Source organism: Salmonella sp. WC3, from assembly GCF_042932255.1.
Lineage (GTDB): Bacteria > Pseudomonadota > Gammaproteobacteria > Enterobacterales > Enterobacteriaceae > Salmonella > Salmonella enterica.
Genome location: NZ_CP170629.1, coordinates 552,699 through 572,372, shown reverse-complemented (window position 1 = coordinate 572,372; position 19,674 = coordinate 552,699). Strand labels below are relative to the sequence as shown.

Sequence of the window (19,674 nt, the reverse complement as noted above, 5' to 3'; positions counted from 1 at the left end):
TAACTTGATATTTTATCAGGTCTGAATTTCACGAAAAAAATAAAAGAGTAGTAATAATACATCTTTGCTTTCCGGCAGTTTCTCTACGGACGCGCAGAAGTCACACAAAAAATACGGTTATAAAACGCACAAAAAATACATTGCCGATCTGGCGAATAAGCCTATTTTTGTGATATAGTTCACAAAAAAAATGAAACAGAAACAATGTTTCATTCGATGTTGATGTGACGTCCGTTGATAGCCAGAATGTCCCACGTTTCCCGGGAACAACGCCGTGCTGTCCTGGACAAAGGTCTATTCAGAGGAAATATTTCATGGCTGCCATAACCACTGGTGTCGTTCTTCTCCGCTGGCAACTGCTGAGCGCCGTGCTCATGTTTTTAGCCAGCACGCTCAATATCCGTTTCCGTAAATCAGATTATATTGGTCTGGCGGTGATCAGTAGCGGTCTGGGCGTGGTATCCGCCTGCTGGTTTGCCACCGGCTTACTCGGTATTACCATGATGGATCTCGCTGCGATCTGGCATAACATTGAAGCCGTGATGGTCGAAACGATGAGCCAGACCCCGCCAGAATGGCCGATGGTGCTGACCTGATACGCTATCGCTGCCGCTGAAGCCGCCCACCGGTTATCTCAACGCGGAATCGCGCGCCAGGGGTAGCCTTGCGAACCATCACGTCCCTCGCATTGCCGTTGATGAGGGCCGCCAGGTGTGGTTATCCAAAAATGGCAAGTGGAATAGCCCTAACAGAATCGAGCTAAACTTATTGAAGACATTGCCGACTCGTTAAATGACAAAAAAGACCCGTTTGTGCAACGGGTCTTTTTTATTAAGCAGTACCACCTGATAACAGCGACAAGCGCTGCTTATTTTACATTAATAATTTATCCGGAGAACAATCACGGATTATTTTTCCACCTTTCATTACCAGAACCCGGTCAAAATACTTTATCAGATATCGACGATGCGTCACCATGATCAACGTTTTCCCATGAATAAACTCATCTAAGTTATCAAAAATTTGCTTCTCGGTATTCTCATCCAGATTTGATGTTGGTTCATCCCATAAAAAGACGCTGGCGTCACTACTCAGACTACGTGCTAATAATAACTGCTGCTGCTGTCCGGATGACAGGTTTTTAGCCATAAAATTCACCGGAAACTTCAGCCCCATAGGATGTTGCAAGATAAAACCACAGTTCGCCAGCTGAAGCGCCTTGAGTACCCGGCCCCTGTCGTTTTGCGGTTTTAACGCGAAATTACTTTCAATGGTTCCGGTGAATAAAACATCATGTGTCGTCACCACGCTTAAATGCTGAGAAAAAAAGTTCTGCGATAAATGTCCTAAGTTATATCCATCATATAAAATGGCACCGTCTGTTGGCGAAAGGTAGCCAGATAGCATTCCCAGTAATGAGCTTTTTCCTGCTCCGCATTCGCCTACCACCGCGACACGTTGCCCCGCAGGTATGTCTATAGACAGTCGGTTAATAATCATCGGAGATTGAGCATCATACTGATAACTCACACCCCGAATAGAAATATCGCCATTGCACTTTGATATTGACTGTAATGCCGGTGTTTTTTCTGCCTGATCTTCATCAAAAAAAGAAAGCAGATCCTTACCGGTTTTTTCTGCTGATAAAATAGAGATTAATGTAGAAGAAAAATTCGAAATGATCCCGGAAATACGACCAGAGACAATGACAGATGAAACAATTGCGCCAGTAGTAACATCACCCTTGATTACCATAAAAAAGGCTATTACCATAATAGTTATTTGGGTAATAGATGACATACTCCCCAATATAGATTGATAGATAAGATTTAATTTCCTTATCTTCAGGTTAAGATACGACTGTTCATTTGATGTATTAACCCAATCAAAAAGTAAACCTTGATTATTTAAGGTATGGATCATTTTAATAGATAAGAAAACTTCTGAGATAAAAATATTCCTGTTCTTCTGTCCTTCTTTTTGTTTGTTCATTAACTCATTAGTATAATGGTGGTTAACGAGGGAAATAATAATAGAGACGATAAACATGGTAATAGGTACAATAACGACCAGACCTAAATTTACATATATAACAATGAGAAATATAATAAATATTGGAATATCGGCTATACGTTGAAAGATCGAGTTTAATAAAACGGGTTTAATTTTCTGAAACTCATTCCATAGCACAAATGCTGATGACATGGATCTGCCATTTTTCTTTTTACTATAAAGTACCGCTTCAAGAAATGCGATATCAATATCGACGTCATCCTGCCTTGCTGTGATAGACTGATAAATATCTTTCGAAGTACGAAGGATAAACTCAAAAACAATAAATACAGCAACAATTATAGCCACGCCAAATAAAGATGAAACCGAAGCGCTTGGAACAAGCTTATCATAGAATAGATTACTAAATACTGGGATAGTTAACGCAAAAATTGCCATAAAAAGAGATGAAAAAAAGTATTTAGTATAAAAAATCTTGTTCATCGATAAAGAGTTTTTTATGATATTTTTTACTCTTATACTATCAACAACTTTATTTAAAGGTAGTATACTAAATGCAGATAACTCTTTTAAATATTCATCTTCAATTTCAACATAACAGAGTTCACCGCGCGCGTTTACCAACTTTATTTTTTGCCCGCCGCTCACACACACCATCCACTTCATTTCTGGTGTTAATAGTAAAATCGGCATAGGCTCATTTAGTAAATCCTCACCATTATTAAATAATATATCCTGTAGAGAAAGCCCTAACGACAAAAAGAAATTCTTCATTTGTATAGAGTCATCAGTGTTATTTCTGTCGTACTTTTTAAATCTTAAATTTATATCATCCTCTTTGATATCAATTTTTATGTTGACTTTTTTAGACACTATAGATAATGCCGTTTCCGCACTTAAATAATAAGGTTCTAGTTTTTTATCCATAAGTAAACCCCCTCACCCAAAGGTGAGGGGCCTCCGTTATTATGCGTGTTCTTCTTGATTATCTACAGGTAGCGTAACTTCATTAACGGCGAAAACATCAATAGCGCCGTTATTGTTGTGCCCTACAGAACTCGTGGAAGGGGAATCATTAATATCATCCTCGGTCTTTCCTCTTGCATTCATTGCGTTCACAATATCCGCCGAGGAGTGATCGACTGAGAATGTTTTCTCCTTAATCAGGAAATCATTGTCTTTATCAATGAATTTCACGTCCATAGTATACTCACCATCTTCCAAAGATAGCGGAACTTCGAATATTGCTTTCTGGTTAGTTATCGGCAGAGTAAACTCTTCTCCTTCAAACATAATACTGACATTAACAATATTCTCAGGTACTGATATTTCAAAAGAAGGTGTCTGACTAATTGAACGATCTATTTCATCCCCAGAGTCAGCGTTTAACAATGTAATACTATAGGCTGTCTCCTTCACCACGCTTTCTTCCGCCGCAGACGGCACTGTACGAAGATGCGTAGCGCTTTCGGCATTCACTGTTTCAGACTCCGGTGGAGTAACCGCTGTTGCCGTGGCGTCATCGCTCGCATCGTCATGCTGGCTATCCGCTGTTACCGTCACCGTTGAGTCAACCGTCACCGCTAGCGAAGCAGATTGCTGTGAGTTCCCCGCGCGATCCACCACCGTCACGCTCAGCGTGTAGTTACCGTCATTCCAGGCGGCTGGCGGCGTGAAGGTCCAGCCATCCGCGCCTTGCGTCGCCTGATAGGTGTCTGTCACGCCATTATGCGTCACGTTTACGGTCACCCCGGTCACATCAGCATCAATATGCTGCAGCGTGAACTTAGGCTGGGTGTGATTCGTCACGTTATCGCTGTCTGAAGCGCCATTGTCTTCACCTGCTGCCAACGCAATCTCCGGCACCGTCAGCGTGCTGTCGATCGTGACAGTAATGGGTAACGAGTTTTTCTGATTACCCGCGGCATCGCTTGCGATTACCGATATCGTATAGGAACCATCAGCTAACGGTGTACCTGGCGTAAAGAACCAAACGCCATCGGCATTTTTTTCAGCATTATATACGGTCCCATTGATATCGACCTGAACGACCACAACATCGCTTTCCAGATTCCCGATAATAAAGGTAGGTTGCTTATCTCGCGTAATATTATCGCCCACCGTACCACTGTCTGAGTCTGGAGATAATGAAATAACGGGAACCTCTTTCATGATATCGAGAGGGACATCATCACTCCGGTTACCAATCGCATCCACACTCGTAATGGTAAACTTCCCTTCCGATGGATACGGGATCGCCATACTCCATTTACCATTATCAGGAACGGTTAACGTATAAGTATTCCCATTACTATCGGTTATTATTAGCTGAGATTTGGCTTCCGCCGTTCCCTGCATAATAATTAGATCGTTGACAATATCTGAATACGTTACGACCGGAGCGTTTGGCGGCGTTCGATCAATAAATATTTCATGTACCTCTTCCTTACGGTTGCCTGCGTTATCCTCAATACTCAACGTGATATCGTATTTACCTTCCGGAAGCTGATCGGTCGATAATTCCCACTGCCCATTAGCCGCAACGACAGCGGTTGCCAACGTGACCCCTGCCACGATTAATGATACCGTAGCGCCAATTTCCCCCATACCTCTCATGGTAATAGTGGAGCTATTACTCCACCAGTCCGTTTTCGATGATGATTTATTGTCATCAAGCTCGCTGGTAAATACCTGGATATGCGTATCGACCCAAATGGAATACTTTTCCTGATTTACGTTACCAGCACGGTCCGTAGATTTAACAGTGATATCCAGTTGGCCTTCTGTGAAATAAAGCGGGTTCACCGGCATCTGCCAGTGGCCTTTTTCATTAACCCAAACTTCCCCCACATTTAAACCATTAATGATGATTTCTATTTTGCTATTGGGCTCGGCACTGCCACTAAACAATAAGTTACGCGTCGTGTCCGTTATATATATTTTGCCATCACTACCGGTCATCTCTGCTAACGTTTGTCCACCGATAGAATCAATGGCGACAGGCGTCGTATTAAAGGTATCGATAGTAAAGTTTAGCGTTTTCGAGGTAGCCGTGTTGCCTGCTTTATCGGTGATAACATAATAAATGCTATGGGAACCATCGCCCAACGGTGACTCAGGTCGATAAACTTGATTTCTGTCCGTCACCGTGATCGTATCGACTAACACCCCATCAATGAAAATCTGAACACTCTGGTTCATTTCTCCAAAAATACTAAACGTAGGCCGGGTCTGACTCGTTATACTATCATTACTGAAAATACCGTTATCAGAACCTGCCACCATAGCAGGATTATCGATAAACGTACTGGTATCTATCGTGACGAGTAAGCGAGGCGATTCTGCCGTATTACCTGCCGGGTCTTCGGCAACCACACGGATAGAATATTCACCATCTTTTAACGCATTATCAAACTGGTAGGACCAGGTTCCATCTTCAAGCACAAGAACATTTGCCACGATCTTTTCATCCACATAAATATGGATTGTGGCTCCCGCTTCTGCGGTGCCAACTAACACAGGCTTGTTGTGATTAGTAATCAGATCGTCAAGTGAACCAGAGTTGCTTGCATCTTCAAGGTTGAGCGTTGGGAAGTCGGTTGATGAATCGACATCCACGCTATAATCCTTGCTCACTTCAGTGTTGCCAGCAACGTCAGTAATGCTGAAATGAATATTAAACGTACCATCATCTTGCAGCAGTATCGGCGCGCGCCATGAGCCATCAGCCTCAACCATAACAACGTTGACTAATTTACCATCGACAAAGATGCTGACCTGAGAACCAGCCTCCCCGACACCTGAGACTGACAACGCTCGGTTATTAGAGAGGGCCGGTAATGAATCTTCATCAATATCAAAGACAGCAATTTGAGAATCGATTGTCACGGTTGTAATCGCAGACTCAACCCGGTTACCAGCAGTATCCGTAGCAACAAATTGCACCTGATACTCGCCGTCGGCGCTATTTGCCGGCATGGTATAGCTAATATTACCTGACGAACTCGCCTCTACTGTGCCTTGTAACACACCATTAATATAAACCTGTACCGTCGCGCCGGGATCGGTCATGGCAACCAGTACCGGAGACTTATTATTGGTAATCAGATCATATTTATCACCGCTATTAGTATCCCGACTTAATGAAATATCGCTGATTTCAATCTGCGTATCATGTTCTATCAGAATCTCTTTTTGTTGACTGTTGCCCGCTTTATCTTCCGATACCACGACAAAGGCATTACTACCTTCACGCAGATCTAATTCTGCGCTCCATCGACCATCATTGCCTACCACCAGGGTAGCAATAACCACTCCCTGCGGATTCCTGATGGTTAAAGTACTTCCGGCTTCGGCAGTACCATCGATGGTGACATGAGATTTATTGGTGATCCAGTCGCCAACTTTGCCACTGTCATCAGCTTCGCGTAATACCACGGTTAACGGCGAAATTACTGTATCCAGTATTACATTCTGCGGACCAAACTCTCTGATATTACCGGCAACGTCTTCAACTTTAAACGTTAATTCATAATTACCGTCATTACCCAAAGCGGGTAATACTACGCCCCAGTGTCCTGCGCCTGTCGTATAAGCAATCGCTTTTTCAACGCCATTCACAAAGATAGTGATTTTGCTGTTTGGCTCACTGGTGCCGCCAATCTCCGGCGTCACCGTATTGATATATCCGCCCTCATGCATTCCAGATATATTCCATACCAGTTCAGCAACCTCGGTATCGATAGTGACATCAACGGCGGTAGAACGCAGTTCGCTATTATCGCGAGGGTTGACGATACCCACCTGGACGACATAATGGCCATCTTTCATTTCCGATAACTGGAAAGTATATCGACCCGCTGTATCCGCTGTCGCCTCGCCGACCTTCACGCCATCCACATAAATACTCACAATCGTATTAGGTAACGTGCTCCCAATCAGGGTCGGCGTTTTATTATTCGTCGTAAAGTCTCCTAAGGCACCACTATCGCTCTCCTCGCTAAGCTTTATGGTTGGAGGCGTGACATCAATAACAGGTATTACGACAGGAAAGTCGACCTGCGACGATTCATTACCCGCTTTATCTTTGGCAACAATGCTCACAACATAGGAGCCTGGCGCTAATACTGATGGCGGCGTCCAACTCCATTCGCCATTCGCATTGGCGTTTGCCGAGCCGACCACTTTCCCATCCCACTGAATCATAATCGTCGAGAACGCTTCGGCAAACCCTTTGAACTCAGGACGCAGGCTGGTTGCTTCATGCTGATCATCAATAGATGGATCCGAAAGGCGAATGGTGGGATCGATCGTAACCGTATCGATAGTGAATCTTTCCTGCGTTTGCGCAGTATTTCCCGCGACATCTGTTGCGACGACGTTGATGGTATACATGCCATCCGGCAGTATATTCGGCGTCACACTCCAGTTGCCATCAGCGCCAACCGTAATCGTTTGTTTTAAAACCTCCCGACCTGACTTATCGTCAACAATGGTAATCACCAGTTTCGCATTGGGCTCTGCAGTACCTTCGAATTTGGGATTTTGCTTATTCGTAAGGTTATCGCTATTGGAATTTCCGGTATCAGACGCTGGCTCCATTCTGACACTGACGCTTGTCGTGGTATCAATGGTAAAGGGCAGCTTAGTTTCAGAAGTATTTCCGGCAATATCGCTGAAGACAACAACGGCTTCATATACGCCATCGTTTAACGCAACGGGAACCTGAAATTCCCAGAGGTTATTGCCATTTGCCGTAACCGGATAAGAAACGCCGTTAATTCTGATTACAACAGTATCAATATCGGCGGGTACATTGCCAATAACGAAACGTGGTGTAGTGACACTCGTAATATTATCAACAGCGCTTTCGCCAGTATCATCCGCATCCAGCAAATCAATACTGGGATCAGAAACAATAGTGTCTATTGTGAATGATACCTCTTTGCTAATTTTATTACCTGCGATATCTTCAGCCACTATTTCTATTTTGTAAGTTCCATCCACTAACGGTGTATCAGGGGTAAACAGCCATTTATTACCTGCCCCCTGAGTCAGTGTGCTGGATTTCCCGTTTAAAATTACCGTCACGCTCTGCAGCGGTTCTCTGGCTGAAATTTCAAAACGTGGAGAGGTAATATTCGTAATACCATCCGTAGAATCCTTTCCGGCGTCGTCCAGCATCACGACGCTCAGGCCGTCAATCTGCGTATCCACGGTGAAGCCCAGCGTGGAATTTGCCGTATTCCCTGCCCGATCCGTCGCCTGGACATGGAGAGTATAATGACCATCAGGCAATGCGCTACCTGCAGTAAATTCCCACTGCCCGGCCGCATTTTTACTGATGGGCGTCCAGTTTACGCCATCGAAAGAAACCAGCACCGATGTCACATCATCAGGCGTTGCAATTTCAAAAGAGGGACGGGTAGCATTGGTGACATTATCGTGATCGTTGACGCCGCTATCTGTTGTTAACGTAACACTGTCAATCTGAACCTGCGTGTCGATTTCAATCCGCAGTTCGGCCGATGTTTTGGTATTACCAGCAATATCCGTTACGGTAACAGAGATCGTATGCTGACCGTCAGACAGCGGTTGATCCGGCGTAAAGGTTAAATTCCCCCCTGTGTTTTCAATGGTGTAATCCCGACCATCAATATGAACCACAATGTGTGATACATCATTATCGACATTACCGATAATAAACACCGGTTTGTTAATCCTGGTAAGATTATCATTAGTATCATCACCAGTATCATGGGTGGGATCGAGTACAATTGTCGGCTCTCGCAGAGTCGTATCAATCGTAAACTGCAGCGTTTCTTGCGCAACGTTGCCGGCGATATCAGTCACATCAACCAAGAGAGTGTGTTGCCCATCAGGTAATGCCGAACCGACATTAAATATCCAGCGGCCATCCCCTCCTTTTGTGAGTTCAATCCAATTAGCGGCGTTATCGATTTTAACGCGCACATGGGTAATATCATCAGCGGTAACAATACTAAACTGCGGCTTGTCGACTTTGGTAATGTTATCTACATCGCTATCACCGCTATCTGTAACCAACGTGACGCTTTCAATTTCAGCCGTCGTATCTATCACAACAGGTAATGGTTTCGATGTCGCGGTATTTCCGGCCTTATCTTCAACCGTAACGGTAATATTATAAGAACCATCCGGAATGGCATTGCCTGGTGTAAATTGCCAACCAGCCCCAACCTTAGTCGCGTTATAATCATGACCATCAATCGTCACCACGACTTTGATAACATCGGGGTCAACATTACCAATCGTAAAGGTGGGTCGTGAAATATTAGTAATATTATCGGCGGTATTCGCTCCGGTATCTTGTCCTGCGTCTAAAGCAATAGTAGGAACCTGTATATTAGTATCGATATTAAATACTAAATCTTTATTCGCAATATTACCTGCCTCATCCGTGGCCTCTACGCGAAGGGTATATGTGCCGTCAACCAGAGTATTCGGGCTGTCAAAAATCCACTGTCCGTCGGCATTTTTGCGTATCACATTCCAGTTAGCGCCACCATCCAGGGTTACGCGTACCTGGACGACATCACCGGGAGCGTCAATTCTGAATGACGGTTTGGCAACATTCGTTAATTGATCATTCTGCACGCCAGTATCATTAAGCAATACGATATTGTTAATGGTTGTCGTGGTATCAATACGCACCTCAAACGGCGCAGACTCTTTTACATTCCCCGCCAGATCTTCCACCACAACGGCTAACTGATATGAGCCATCAGCCCAGCTCGCAGAAGGCGTAAAGCGCCATTGACCATTGGTGAATACCGCCGCTTCCTCGTGCGTTTTACCGTTGTAAGTTACTTTGACCATCACGCGCGTAACGTCAGAATCAACCTGATGTATGTCGAACACAGGCCGATCGTGATTGGTGAGGCGATCGCCAACAGTACCGCTATCTTCGCCAGCTGCCAGTTCAATCACCGGCGTAGTCAACGTACCGTCTATCGTCACCTTTAAAGGCGCGGATGTTTGCTGGTTGCCTGCCACATCTGTTACCGTCACGGTGAATGTGTAGCTACCGTCCGCCAAAGCAGAATCCGGTCGATAGCGCCAGCCGTCGGCTGATTCGGTGAGTACCACCGTTTTAAACGTGCCGTTATGCTCAATACTCAATTCCACGTGTCGAACATCTTTATCGATACTCCCCAACACAAATACCGGCTGAGTGACGCTGGTCAGATTATCGTTCTTATTCTGTCCGGTATCCTGATCGGGCGCTAGCTCAATGGTTGGCGTTAACAACGTGATATCGATAGTGAAATTGAGCGTCTCCGTCATCTTATTACCCGCACCGTCAGTCACTTCCACGGTCAGGGTATGCTGTCCCTCTGGCATATCCGTCGGCCAGGTGTAATCCCAAATGCCAGCCGTCGAACTCTTGATTGCAGTAACCCAGGTCGTGCCGCCGTCAATACTCAGAAGAACCTTTTCCACATCATCCGGTACCGAGATCTGGAACTGCGGACGCACATGTTTTGTCACATTATCGCCAGGGACGCCGCTATCGTTGACTAATTCAATACGATCAATGGCTATTTGCGTATCCACTGTCACCGTCAGCGGCGTAGACGGACGCGTATTTCCCGCCCGATCCTCCACTGTCACCGTCAGCGTATAATCACCGTCGCCCCACGGCGCTGGCGGTGTAAAGCTCCATCCTCCAGCCCCCTGTGTCGCAGTAAACGAGGTTGTCGTTCCATTATGCGTGACGCTGACTGTAACGTTGATAACATCCGAATCGATATTCTGCAGAATAAAGGTCGGTCGGGTGCGATTGGTCATATCATCGCCAGGCGTACCGGTATCATCCGTGCTATCCAGCGCAATGGTCGGCGTCGACAACCGGGTGTCGATGAAAAATTCAAGCGTTTGCGTCGCCGTATTGCCCGCTCTGTCGGTGACCATGACGGTTAGGGTGTGTTTTCCATCGCCCATATCCGTTGGCCAGGTATAGCCCCAGACGCCTTCGATACCCTGCGCCGCGCTCACCCAGTTTGCGCCCCCATCAATGCTCAGTTGCACAGAATTCACATCCGCCGGCACCGTGATCTCAAACTGCGGACGGGTGCTGTTAGTTAGATTGTCATCAGGCACGCCATGATCATTGACCAATGTAATATCAGTAATGCTGGTTTGCGTGTCCACCGTCACCACCAGCGGTGTGGACTGGCGAACATTCCCCGCGTTATCCTGGACTTCTACCGTTAGCGTATAGCTACCGTCCGCCCAGTCAGCATCTGGCGTAAAGCGCCACTGTCCTCCAACCTGGGTTAGTGTCACTTCCTGGCTATTGCCGCCCTGTGTGATCCGCAAAATGACCGAGTGCGCATCGGCGTCAATATTGCCAATGGTAAAGCCCGGTCTTTTGACGCTCGTAATATGATCGCCAATGGCACCTGTATCGTCCCTGCTATCCATAGCGATGGTAGGCGTTGACAGCCGGGTATCAATGGTAAAATCGAGCGTCTGCGTCGTCTTATTTCCCGCCTTATCGGTCGCTTCTACCGTCAGGGTATGTAGCCCGTCGGTCACATCTTTCGGCCAGGTGTAATCCCAGGTCCCTGCCGTGCCCTGTGTTGCACGAACCCACGTATTACCGCCGTCGATACTCAGACGTACCTCGTTGACATCCCCTGGCACCGTGACGCGGAAGTGTGGACGAACGTCATTGGTCAGGTTGTCGCCGGGAATACCGTTATCATTAACCAGTTCAATAACATCGATGGTGATTTGGGTATCAACCGTGACCGTCAGCGGCGCTGAGTATTTTACGTTCCCTGCATCATCCTCCACCCTCACCGTCAGCGTATAGTCGCCATCTGCCCATGTGCCGGTCGGTGTCACGCTCCAGATGCCGGTCGCGCCTTTGGTGGCCGTCAGCACTTCTTTCGTGCCGCCATGCTGCACCTCAACCGTGACATACCGCGCGTCTGCGTCAATATTGCCCAGTAAAAACGTCGGCTTATTTACGTTGGTCAGGTTATCGCCTTTTGTTCCGCTGTCGTCCGTGTTGTCCAGCACGATAGTCGGTTCTGACAGTAGGGTATCGATGATGAAGTCCAGTTGCTGCGTCGTTTTGTTTCCCGCCTTGTCGGTCGCCTCCACTGTCAGGGTATGCTTACCCTCTCCCACATCAGCCAGCCAGGTATAATCCCAGACGCCCGGCGTCGCGCTCTGGGTAGCGTTGAACCACGTCTTGCCGCCGTCAATGCTCAGGCGCACCACGTTGACATCCGTCGGTACCGTCACCTGGAAGTGCGGACGCACATTATTAGTCAGATTATCGTCAGGAATACCGCTGTCATTGACCAGTTCAATGTTATTAATGGCGATTTGCGTGTCCACCGTCACCGTCAGTGATGCAGAATGGCTGGTGTTCCCCGCTTTATCTTCGACTGACACACTCAGGGTATAATCGCCCGCTCCCCATGATGTCGGCGGCGTAAAGGTCCATCCGCCTGCGTCTTTAGTCGCGTCAAATGTGGTGGTGACGCCGCCATGCTCTACGCTGACCGTAACGCGAACGGCATCATCATCAATATGTTGCAGGTTAAATGTCGGCTGGGTGCGATTGGTCATGTTATCGCCCTGGATGCCGGTGTCGTCCGCGCTATCCAGTACGATGACCGGCGTCGACAGCGTGGTATCAATAGTGAAGTGGAGTGTCTCCGTCACCGTATTACCCGCATTGTCAGTCGCTTTCACATTCAGCGTATAGTCGCCATCCGGCACGGTGCCCGGCCAGGTATAATTCCAGACGCCCGGCGTCGCGCTCTGTGTCGCCTTAACCCAGGTCACGCCACCGTCAATGCTCAGACTGACTTCGTTAACATCCCCTGGTACCGTGATACGGAAGTGTGGATTGGCGTCGTTAGTTAGATTGTCGCCCCTGGTACCACTGTCGTTAACCAGTTCAATAACATCGATGGTGATTTGGGTATCGACCGTGACCGTCAGCGACGCGGAGTATTTTACGTTCCCCGCATCATCCTCCACCCTCACTGTCAGCGTATAGTCGCCATCTGCCCATGTGCCGGTCGGTGTTACGCTCCAGTTGCCGGTCGCGTCTTTGGTGGCCGTCAGCACTTCTTTCGTGCCGCCATGCTGCACCTCAACCGTGACATACCGCGCGTCTGCGTCAATATTGCCCAGTAAAAACGTCGGCTTATTTACGTTGGTCAGGTTATCGCCTTTTGTTCCGCTGTCGTCCGTGTTGTCCAGCACGATAGTCGGTTCTGACAGTAGGGTATCGATGATGAAGTCCAGTTGCTGCGTCGTTTTGTTTCCCGCCTTGTCGGTCGCCTCCACTGTCAGGGTATGCTTACCCTCTCCCACATCAGCCAGCCAGGTATAATCCCAGACGCCCGGCGTCGCGCTCTGGGTAGCGTTGAACCACGTCTTGCCGCCGTCAATGCTCAGGCGCACCACGTTGACATCCGTCGGTACCGTCACCTGGAAGTGCGGACGCACATTATTAGTCAGATTATCGTCGGGAATACCGCTGTCATTGACCAGTTCAATATGGTCAATGGTGATTTGCGTATCGATGGTGACCGTCAACGGCGCTGAGTGGCGAATATTACCCGCCTCATCTTTCACCGTTACCGTCAGCGTATAGTCGCCATCAGTCCACGCGCTGCCGGGTACAAAACGCCACTGCCCGTTAGTCTGCGTCAGCTCCACCTCCTCGCTGTGACCATCGCGCATCACCTGCACGACGACCTGAGTCACGTCAGAATCAATACCGCCGATAATAAAACCCGGCGTTTTAACGTTAGTCTTATTATCGTTGGCGGTGCCGCTATCATCTGCGCTATCCAGCGTGATGGTCGGTGTCGACAATGTGGTATCAATGATAAAATTGAGCGTTTCCGTCGCCGTGTTGCCTGCAACATCGGTTGCTTTCACTGTCAGGGTATACGTATTTTCGACCAGATCTGTCGGCCATATATACTCCCAAACGCCGTCAGACGTCAGCGTTGCGTTAACCCAGTTGATGCCGCCATCAAGACTCAGTTGCACAGAGTTCACGTCCGTCGGTACCGTAATATGAAACTGTGGACGTGCTTCATTGGTCAGGTTATCCCCGACAATACCCGTGTCATTAAGAAGCTCAATGCGATCAATAGACGTTTGCGTATCGATAGTCACCGTCAGCGGCGCAGAATAATTTGTATTACCCGCCTTATCTTCTACCTTTACCGTCAGCGTATAGTCGCCATCGGTCCAGGCTGCGCCCGGCGTAAAGCGCCACACACCGCCGTTCTTAATCAACTCTATCTGTTGGTTCTTACCATCATGCGCCACCGTCACCACCACTTTGGTCACGTCGGCGTCGATATTACCGAGGGTAAAGCCTGGCATCTTAACGTTGGTGATGTTATCGCCAGCGGCGCTGTCATCCGCACTGTCCAGGGTAATAGTCGGTTCTGACAGCAGGGTATCGATGATGAAGTCCAGTTTCTGCGTCGTTTTGTTTCCCGCCTTGTCGGTTGCTTCCACCATCAGGGTGTGAGGGCCGTTAGCCACATTCGTCAGCCAGGTATAATCCCAGACGCCCGACGTCGCGCTCTGCGTGGCGTCAAACCACGTTTTGCCGCCATCAATGCTCAGTCTTACACCGTTAACATCCGCCGGTACTGTCACCTGAAAGTGCGGGCGCGCTTCATTGGTCAGATTATCGTCGGGGATACCGCTGTCGTTAACCAGTTCAATACGGTCAATGGCGATGTGCGTGTCCACTGTCACCGTCAACGGCGCGGACTGCTTCACATTTCCGGCCCTATCTTCTACCTTCACCGTCAGGATATAGTCGCCGTCCGCCCAGTCGCTGGTCGGCGCAAAGCGCCACTGTCCGCCGGTCTGAACCAGTGGTACCTCCTGTTTAATGCCATTGTGCATTACCTCCACTATCACCCGGCTGACATCGGTATCAATATTGTTGAGGGTAAAGCCCGGCGTTTTAACACTGGTGATATTATCGCCCGCGATGCCGCTGTCATCTGCGCTGTCCAGCGAGAGGGTCGGCACAGACAGAGTGGTATCGATGGTGAAATCGAGCGTCTGTGTTGCCTTATTTCCCGCCTCATCGGTCGCTTCTACCGTCAGGGTATAGCCCCCGTCGGCCACATCATCCGGCCAGATATAATCCCAGACGCCCGTCGTCGCGCTCTGGGTAGCGTTGAACCACGTCTTGCCGCCGTCAATGCTCAGGCGCACCACGTTGACATCCGTCGGTACCGTCACCTGGAAGTGCGGACGCACATTATTAGTCAGATTATCGTTGGGAATACCGCTGTCATTGACCAGTTCAATGTTATTAATGGCGATTTGCGTGTCCACCGTCACCGTCAGCGATGCAGAATGGCTGGTGTTCCCCGCTTTATCTTCGACTGACACACTCAGGGTATAATCACCATCCGCCCATGATGTCGGCGGCGTAAAGGTCCATCCGCCTGTGCCTTTCGTGGCGTCAAATGTGGTGGTGACGCCGCCATGCTCCACGCTGACCGTAACGCGAACGGCATCATCATCAATATGCTGCAGGGCAAATGTCGGCTGGGTGCGATTCGTCATGTTATCGCCCTGGACACCGGTATCGTCCGCGCTATTCAGTACGATGACCGGCACTGACAGCGTGGTATCCACCGCGAAATCGATGGTCTTCGTCACGGTATTGCCTGCTTTATCAGTCGCCTCCACCGTTAGCGTGTATTGACCATCTGCCAGGTCTGTCGGCCAGATATACTCCCAGCTGCCTGCCACGCCCGGGGTTGCCTGAACCCACGAATTACCACCGTCAATGCTCAGACGGACTTCATTGACATCCGTAGGTACCGTCACACGAAAGTGGGGACGGTCGTCGTTGGTCATATTGTCGCCTTTCACACCGCTATCGTTGACCAGTTCCACCCCATCAATGGCGATTTGGGTATCGATAACGACCGTCAGCGGCGCTGAATAGCTGGTATTTCCTGCCTTATCTTCTACTTTCACCGTTAACGTGTAGCTGCCATCCGCCCACGTATTCCCTGGTGTAAATAACCAACTACCATTGAGGTGGGAAAGTTCGATCTCTTCGCTCACGCCATTATGCATCACCTGTACGACGACCCGATGCGCATCGGCATCAACACCGGAAATAGCAAAACCTGGCTTATTGATATTGGTCAGGTTATCGCCTGTAACCCCCGTATCATCCTTAGAAAGCAGGGAAATCACCGGCGTTGATACTGTGGTATCGATAGTAAAATCGAATACCGCACTGTTCGCTTTATTACCCGCAATGTCCTCAACCTTGACATAAACCTGATGCAAGCCTTCCGTTAAATCTGAAGTAAAGGTATAGGCCCATGAACCATCAGGTTGTTGCGTGGCAACACCGATCTGCGTATCAGACATGGCATCCCATACCTGAACACTGATAATGTCCGGATCAATATCTTTTAGGTGCAAGGTAGGTTTAACGATATTCGTTAAATTATCATCTGCAATTCCCGAATCTGAATCCGGGCTCAATGAAACTATCGGTATTGAAATAGCAGTATCGACGCTAATTAAGAAAGGATCCGAATGGGCAATGTTGCCAGCGATATCTTCAACTGAAGCGGTTATTCTATGATCGCCATCAACCAAACCTTGATCGGCTTTCAGGGTATACTCCCATCTGCCATCTTTATTTGTTCTGACCTCAGCGATCAGTGCGCCATCAATATAGAGTTTAACCGTTGAATAGGGTGCAGCGGTTCCTGTCAGTGCAGGATTCTTTTCATTAATAATATGGTCTGTATTATCAACCCCCGTATCGTTGACCAACTCTATTGTTGGTTTTTGCGTTTGCGTTACGATTTGGAAATTATACGCTGATGAGGAGGCAGTATTACCGGCAATATCTTCTACTTTTACCGTTACGTCATGCGAGCCATCGGATAACGCTGTGGTAAATTGAAAATTCCATACACCATCATCGCCAGCAATAGCCTCACCACTTAACACACCGTCAACATAGATGGAAACCTTAGCATTAGCTTCAGCCATCCCGGTAAACAACGGCGTATTAATTTTAGTAATCATATCGCCTTTAACGCCAGAATCAGCGCTATCATGCAACATAACAGTAGGGATCGGCGTAAAGCTATCAATGGTAAGCTGATAATCTACAGATGACGTTCTTCCTAAAGGATCGATGGATTCAACCGTAATCTTATAAACATTGTCAGACAGATTTCGGGAAATATCAAAATTCCAGTTACCGTCTGCATCCGCAGTCGTCACGCCTATCGTTTTACCATCAATAAGGATATTTACGGTAGCAAACCTATCCGCTGTTCCCAGTAATGTCAGAGCATTATGTTTATTGGTAATCCAGTCGCCTTTTGCACCGGAATCATCACTGGCATCGAGTTCCGCTTTTGGAGGTACAACTTCAGTTTGAATAGTAAAAGAATATTTAACAGTAGAGGATTTATTGCCGGCGGCATCCTGAGAAATGATTTCAATATCATAGGCGCCCTGAAGAAATTTATTACTAAACTGATAATTCCAGGTCCCGTTTGAGTCAACCTCAATGCTGTCATATAATTTACCATCTCGCATCAATAAGATGGTAGACTTTGGCTCTGCCGTACCGACTAAAGCCGGTAAATCATTCCCTGATAAAATTATACCATTCGGTAAAACAACAAAGTCCTCCAAAGAAACCGTCGGAGGTACAGGGGCAATAGTATCGATAACGTAACTAAAGGAAAAATCCTTTTTGTTGCCAGCGACATCTTCAACAGTGAACGTAAGATTGTTAATCCCTTCCACTGAGTCGGAAGTGAAATTGAACGTCCATTCGCCCTTGTCATTCGCTTTAAAAATAACCTCTTCGCCAGTCTCACTATTTATGACACTGATAATAGCATTTGGCTCAGTTTTACCTGTAAAGGTTGGGCGAGTATTGTTAGTAACGTTATCTCCGACAATACCGCTATCATTCGTCGTTTCAATCTCAGCGCTGAAATAGCTGATACGTGTATCAATAGTAAAAGGCAGATTTGCCGTCGCTGAGGTATGCCCGGCAATATCAGTAGCTGTTGCTGTTATATTGTATTCGCCATCCTTGAGCGGCGTAGTAAGCGTATAGCTCCATGTCCCATCTTTAGCAACAATGACCTCACCAAGATGTTTAAGTCCAAGATAAATAGAGACTGTAGAACCGGGTTCCGCCACACCAATAAATGTTGGCAGGGTGCTATTTGTAATGTTGTCATTTTTAATGCCGGAATCACTACTATCATCCAGCTCAATCGTCGGCTTTTCCGGAGGAATGGTGTCGGTTATGATACTATCCGTCGTTTCGTTTTTATTACCTGCTTTATCTACAGCAACGACTTTTATACTATTTTCGCCCTCAGATAATTCATTATCCTTAAATTCATAACTCCAGTTTCCATCTTTATCGACATCAACGCTGGCAACCAGTTTATTATCTACATAAATGTCAACCTTAGCATTCTCTTCCGCCGTACCAACAATTGAAGGCGTCAAGGTCGGCGTTAAGCCCTTATGACCGGACACACTACTTTCAGGCGAAAGCTCAAATGTTGGCTTATCGGTAACGGAATCGATAGTAATGACAAGTTTGGCGCTACCGCTTCCATCAGCAGTCTTGGCCTCTGCCTCCAGATTGTATGTTCCATCAGTCAATGTTTCAGGCGCTGTGAAGGTGAAGTTACCCAAACTATCCGCTACAGCCTGACCGACAGCAATACCATTAATTTTAATAATAACCGTGGCATTGGGAGCAGTGCTACCTACAAACTGAGGTTTGGTAAAATTAGTTATACTATCATCTTTGCTACCGCTGTTACTCTCGGCCGCAAGCGCTAATGTGACTTTAAGCGGCTCTTTAACAGACTCGGCATCGAGCTTATTTTCCTCATTTTTACTGCTATTACTTTTGCCAGTACTGGTATTTTTATTAATAGGTTGAGGAAGAACTTTTTCAGCATCGTTCTGTTTAGAAGCCTGCGTTGCTTTAGCCTGTGTATTTTGCTGGGAAGCATCGCTTTGCTGAGCCAAATTGTCTTTTGCTACATTGTCAGCCAAAAAGTTCTGCAGCATTTCTTCAATTTGCTTTGACGAATTCTGTACTTCAAACGCTTCATTGAGCGCTTTTTCTGCTGCCTCCTTAGCTTTCTCTGCTTCTTCCTTCGCCTTATCAGCTTCTTTCTTTGCGTTTTCAGCATCGTCAAGCTGCTTTTTTAATTCCTCTTCTTCCTTCTTATTTCGTCGTTTGCCATTACCTTTCTTTTCTACCTGAGCAGAATCAACCAATGAGCTGTCAATTCTCTCCAGTTGAATATCTTTTAAATCTACGCTGCCCAGAATTTTAGCGCCGGTAATAGTCTTATCTTTAAATTTAACAGCGAGGTTATTGCCTTTGATACTTGAATAAAGGGCGCCATTGACAATGATCACTGAACCACGCGGCGTGGTAATGTTCATGTCTGGCCCGGAAAGAGAAACTTTTGCGCCTTTGGCATTACCCAAAGAAGATAAATCAATTACAGAATTTTGATCGGCAAAAAACTTTTGTATGCTTTTATTTCCCATAATATTATATTCACT

At 47.1% G+C, this 19,674-nt stretch carries 3 protein-coding genes; 1 reads left to right on the top strand and 2 read right to left on the bottom strand.

Annotated elements, in window-relative coordinates; translation table 11 throughout:
* The first annotated feature begins 314 nt into the window (after positions 1 to 314).
* Positions 315 to 596 (top strand): YjcB family protein, encoded by a 282-nt coding sequence (locus tag ACFK9X_RS02665; protein ID WP_000719058.1) that lies wholly within the window; start codon positions 315 to 317, stop codon positions 594 to 596.
* 277 nt (positions 597 to 873) lie between these two features.
* Here the strand turns inward: ACFK9X_RS02665 and siiF are convergent, their stop codons facing one another.
* Both siiF and siiE read right to left on the bottom strand, forming a co-directional pair.
* Positions 874 to 2,940, bottom strand: a complete 2,067-nt coding sequence (siiF, locus tag ACFK9X_RS02660) for an SPI-4 type I secretion system protein SiiF (RefSeq protein WP_151115452.1) — start codon at positions 2,938 to 2,940, stop codon at positions 874 to 876.
* A 39-nt stretch (positions 2,941 to 2,979) separates the two neighbouring features.
* Positions 2,980 to 19,659 (bottom strand): non-fimbrial adhesin SiiE, encoded by a 16,680-nt coding sequence (gene siiE / locus ACFK9X_RS02655; RefSeq protein WP_151115450.1) that lies wholly within the window; start codon positions 19,657 to 19,659, stop codon positions 2,980 to 2,982.
* Positions 19,660 to 19,674 lie beyond the last annotated feature (15 nt).